Raw genomic sequence first — 3881 nt, 5'->3', positions numbered from 1 at the left:
CCCCCCCCCCCCCCCCCGGGCCGTGTTCTTTTTTCAGAGCGGTTTCACATAGAACCGCCGGGTGCGCGGGCCGTCGAACTCGCAGAAGTAGACCGCCTGCCACACGCCGAGCACCGGCCGCCCGTTTTCGACCGGGAGCAGCACCCCCGAGCCCACCGCGCTCGCCCTGAGGTGGGCGGCGGAGTTGCCCTCCGCGTGGCGAAACTCCGGCCGGTCGGGGTAGGCCCGCTCGAGCCCGAGCAGCATGTCGGAAACGACGTCGGGATCGCTGTTCTCGTTGACGGTGATCCCCGCGGTCGTGTGCGGGCAGTAGACGAGGCAGGCCCCGTCGGTGACCCCGCAGGCCTTGACCGCCTCGCACACCCGCGCGGTCACGTTGTAAAAGCCCTGCCGCCCCGTCTGGAGCGTGTATTCACAGAGCATCCGTCCCCGCCTCCCCTCCGCGCAGGTACGCGCCGCCGCTGCCCGGCTTCCAGCTTCCGCCGCCCGCGCCGATCTCGAAATGCAGCTTCGCGATGCCGAGGTCGACCGCCTGGGAGGCGTAGTCGGGGACCGACGCGCTGACCGCGCCGTCCCGCCAGACAAAGCGGACCGGCTGCCGGTTGAGGGCGGAGGGCGCGCGCCGGACTGCGCGCATCCCCGCCGCGAACCAGTCGGGCGGCGTCTCCCCGTCCGCGTCGTAGAGCGCCTCCAGCGGCTTGGTCGAGCGGTGGACCATCCGGTAGATGAACCGCTCCTTCCCGCCAAGCTCCGCGGACACGTGCCCGACCGTAATCACGCAGACGAGCTCCTCGTCGGGGAGCAGGCGGCAGGGGCAGGCCGCCCGGTCAAAGGTGCCGCCCACCCAGCAGGTGCCGAGCCCGAGCCTGGTGGCCTCCAGGACGAGCTTCTCCCCCCAGTAGCCCACCTTCTCCCGCAGGCAGAGGTCCGCACGCCTGCCCGCCATCGCGAAATAGCTGTTCACGCCCGAAAACATGCCGTAGCTGCGGCGAAAGCCCCGGAACGCCTCCGCGCCCTCCCGGACAAGCTCGACGCGCAGCCCGGCGCGCCGGTTGTATTCCCCCACCAGCGTGAGCAGCGCGCCCGAGGTAAAGGGCTCCAGCGGCGTCTCCAGATAGCTGCGGCGGGAAATCCGCCGCTCAACGGCCTCCAGGTCGGTCATATCCTCACTCCCCGATGATCTTGATCAGCACCCGCTTGTCGCGTTTGCCGTCGAATTCAAAATAGAAGATCTGTTCCCACGTCCCGAAATCGAGCCTGCCGTCCGTCACGGCCACGACCGTTTCCCGGCCCATGACCGTCCGCTTGAGGTGCGCGTCGGCGTTGTCCTCGCAGCCGTTGTGGCGGTACTGGGCGTAGGGCTTTTCGGGCGCGAGCTTTTCCAGCCACACCTCATAGTCGTGGTGCAGCCCGCTTTCATCGTCGTTGATGAAGACGCTCGCCGTGATATTCATCGCGTTTGCGAGCAGCAGGCCCTCTTTGATCCCGCTCTCCCGCAGCGCCTCCTCGACCTGCGGCGTGATGTTGACGAGCCCGCGCCGGGCGGGCAGGCGGAAATGCAGCTCCTTGCGGTAGGATTTCATCGGCAGCGCCCCCTTTGCATTTATTATAACACGCGTCCCCGGCCGGTACAACGTCGCATCCGGTCATCTTTTGTTCACAATCTCAGCCACAGTGAGGACACAGTTTGTTCATATTCTTGCGCTATGATGGTCTTTTAAATATGAACGACAGAGGGGGAGTGGGAGTCCGCCATGAAGCAGGATATGGACTACCGATTTGCCAATGAAAACATTCCAAAACTGATTTTATCGCTTTCCGCGCCGGCGATCGCGGCGCAGGTGATCAACGCACTCTACAACGTGGTCGACCGGATGTACATCGGGCGGATGCCCGGGAACGGCACGGTCGCGCTGACCGGCGTGGGGCTGGCGTTCCCGATCATCATGGTCATTTCGGCGTTCGCGGCGCTGGTCGGGTACGGCGGCGCGCCGCTCGCCTCGATCAAGATGGGCGAGGGCAGGCGCGACAAGGCGGAGGAGCTGATGGGCAACTGCTTTACCATGCTCGTGGGCGTCGCGGTCCTGCTGACCGTGGTGCTGATGATCTTCAAGACGCCGCTCCTGAACCTCTTCGGCGCGAGCCCCGACACGCTTCCCTACGCGGACAGCTACCTGGAGATCTACCTGATCGGCACGATCAGCGTGCAGATCGCGCTGGGGATGAACCAGTTCGTCTCGGCGCAGGGCTTTGCCAAGACCGCCATGCTCACCGTCTGCATCGGCGCGGCGCTCAACATCGTCCTCGACCCCATCTTCATCTTCGCGCTGGATATGGGCGTGCGGGGCGCGGCGCTAGCCACCATCCTCTCCCAGACGGTCTCCGCGGTGTGGGTGCTCCTGTTCATCTCCTCCAAGCGCTCCAACCTGCGTCTGCGGGCGCGCAACTTCCGCGTGAGCCCCAAGATTGCGGGACCGGTGCTGGCGCTTGGGCTTTCCCCCTTCATCATGCAGAGCACCGAAAGCCTTGTGCAGGTCACCTTCAATTCCTCGCTCCAGAATTACGGCGGCGACGCCTACGTCGGCGCGATGGTCATCATGAGCAGCGTCATGCAGTTCTTCATGATGCCCATCATGGGCCTCGCGCAGGGCTCCCAGCCGATCATCAGCTTTAACTACGGCGCGGGGAACCACGGGCGCGTCAAGCAGGCGATCAAGTACATGACTGCCTTCTGCGTGACCTTCGGGATGCTGCTGTGGATCATTATGGTCTTTTTCCCGCAGCTGCCCATCCGCATCTTTACCGACGACCCCGCCGTCATCGCCCTCACCTCCCGGCTGATGCGTATCTTCTTCCTCGGCATGGTGGTCTTCGGCTTCCAGATGTCCTTCCAGCAGGTGTTCATCGCGCTCGGCCAGGCGAAGGTCTCCATCTTCATCGCCATGCTGCGCAAGCTGATCCTGCTGATTCCGCTCGTGCTGATCCTGCCGCATTTCATTACCCCGCAGACGACCGGCGTCATCATCGCCGAGCCGATCGCCGACATCACCGCCGCACTCACCTGCTGCGCGCTCTTCGCCTGGAAGTGCCGCCGGCTGCTGAACGGCGCCCCGGAAACTCCTCCGCAGGAGCAGTAAACGCCATCAAAACGGCCCGCCGGTTTCGCATCCGCGAAGCCGGCGGGCTTTGTCATTGCGCCTGAGCGGCGGGAAACGCCGGGGCGCTCACGCGGCCCAGCCGTCCTCGAGGTCCCGAAGCGCCTCCTGTTCGGTGTCGGCCGAGAATTGGAACCTTCCAAGCCGGTCGTACACTTCCACGTGCCCCTGCACCCACCTGATCTGATAATCCGCCATTGCCGACACTCCTTTCCGTGTTGTGCGCGGTCCTGTTCCCGTGTTTCGGTCAGTCCTCCCGGACGGCCTGGAGGTAGCGCTTTTCGGTGCGGTAACCCTCCCGGGCGGCCTTCCGGCACTGTCCCATCATGTAGCGGTAAAACCCGTAGCTTCCCGCCAGCCAGACGATTGTTCCCAGCATCTTTCTCCCTCCTTCCATCCTTATTATATTAGAGCGTGTGTCCAATATAACGGACAGTTGGAGGGGTTTTCACTCTGCGTGCGGCAGAGATTGCCGGGTTACCGCCCGCCGGCGATTTTGGATTTGCCGCGCTTCGGTTTTCGATTTGCCGCGCTGTAGCCGGCGGGGCTTTAGATGCGCTCCTCGCCTGCGGCGAGCGCCGCAGAGCGGTGACGCACATTCAAAGAGGGCCACAGGCGCCACTTGTCCCTTCGGGACAAATGGTGTCCCCATTCGGGCTGTCGCTTCGCGACCCCTTTGGATTCCCCGTAGGGAGTCGCCATGCGACCCGGCCCTGCGGGCCGGAA

General features: G+C 64.5%; 6 protein-coding genes. 1 reads left to right on the top strand and 5 read right to left on the bottom strand.

What is annotated here, in order from left to right; all coding sequences use genetic code 11:
* Window positions 1–33: 33 nt before the first annotated feature.
* The 3 genes from NE609_RS17075 to NE609_RS17065 are packed head-to-tail and all read right to left on the bottom strand — an operon-like array spanning window position 34 to window position 1583.
* Window positions 34–423, bottom strand: coding sequence for a secondary thiamine-phosphate synthase enzyme YjbQ (locus NE609_RS17075; protein WP_256153213.1), 390 nt, complete (start codon window positions 421–423; stop codon window positions 34–36).
* Window positions 413–1162 (bottom strand): nitroreductase family protein, encoded by a 750-nt coding sequence (locus NE609_RS17070; RefSeq protein ID WP_256153212.1) that lies wholly within the window; start codon window positions 1160–1162, stop codon window positions 413–415. The genes NE609_RS17075 and NE609_RS17070 overlap by 11 nt, the downstream gene beginning before the upstream one ends.
* 4 nt (window positions 1163–1166) lie before the next feature.
* Window positions 1167–1583 (bottom strand): secondary thiamine-phosphate synthase enzyme YjbQ, encoded by a 417-nt coding sequence (locus NE609_RS17065; RefSeq protein WP_101552846.1) that lies wholly within the window; start codon window positions 1581–1583, stop codon window positions 1167–1169.
* A gap of 171 nt (window positions 1584–1754) precedes the next feature.
* On the opposite strand from NE609_RS17065, the gene NE609_RS17060 reads away from it, so the two are divergent.
* A complete protein-coding gene (locus NE609_RS17060) occupies window positions 1755–3137 on the top strand; it encodes an MATE family efflux transporter (protein WP_256153211.1) in 1383 nt (460 codons plus the stop codon).
* A gap of 87 nt (window positions 3138–3224) precedes the next feature.
* On the opposite strand, the gene NE609_RS17055 is transcribed toward NE609_RS17060, so the two are convergent.
* Window positions 3225–3353 (bottom strand): hypothetical protein, encoded by a 129-nt coding sequence (locus NE609_RS17055; protein ID WP_256153210.1) that lies wholly within the window; start codon window positions 3351–3353, stop codon window positions 3225–3227.
* Between the two features lie 49 nt (window positions 3354–3402).
* Window positions 3403–3534, bottom strand: a complete 132-nt coding sequence (locus NE609_RS17050; protein ID WP_256153209.1) for a hypothetical protein — start codon at window positions 3532–3534, stop codon at window positions 3403–3405.
* Window positions 3535–3881: the final 347 nt, after the last annotated feature.

Origin of the sequence: Anaerotruncus sp. DFI.9.16 (assembly GCF_024461615.1) — a bacterium.
Taxonomy (GTDB): domain Bacteria; phylum Bacillota; class Clostridia; order Oscillospirales; family Ruminococcaceae; genus Anaerotruncus; species Anaerotruncus massiliensis.
This window is presented reverse-complemented; position numbering and strand designations above follow the sequence as displayed.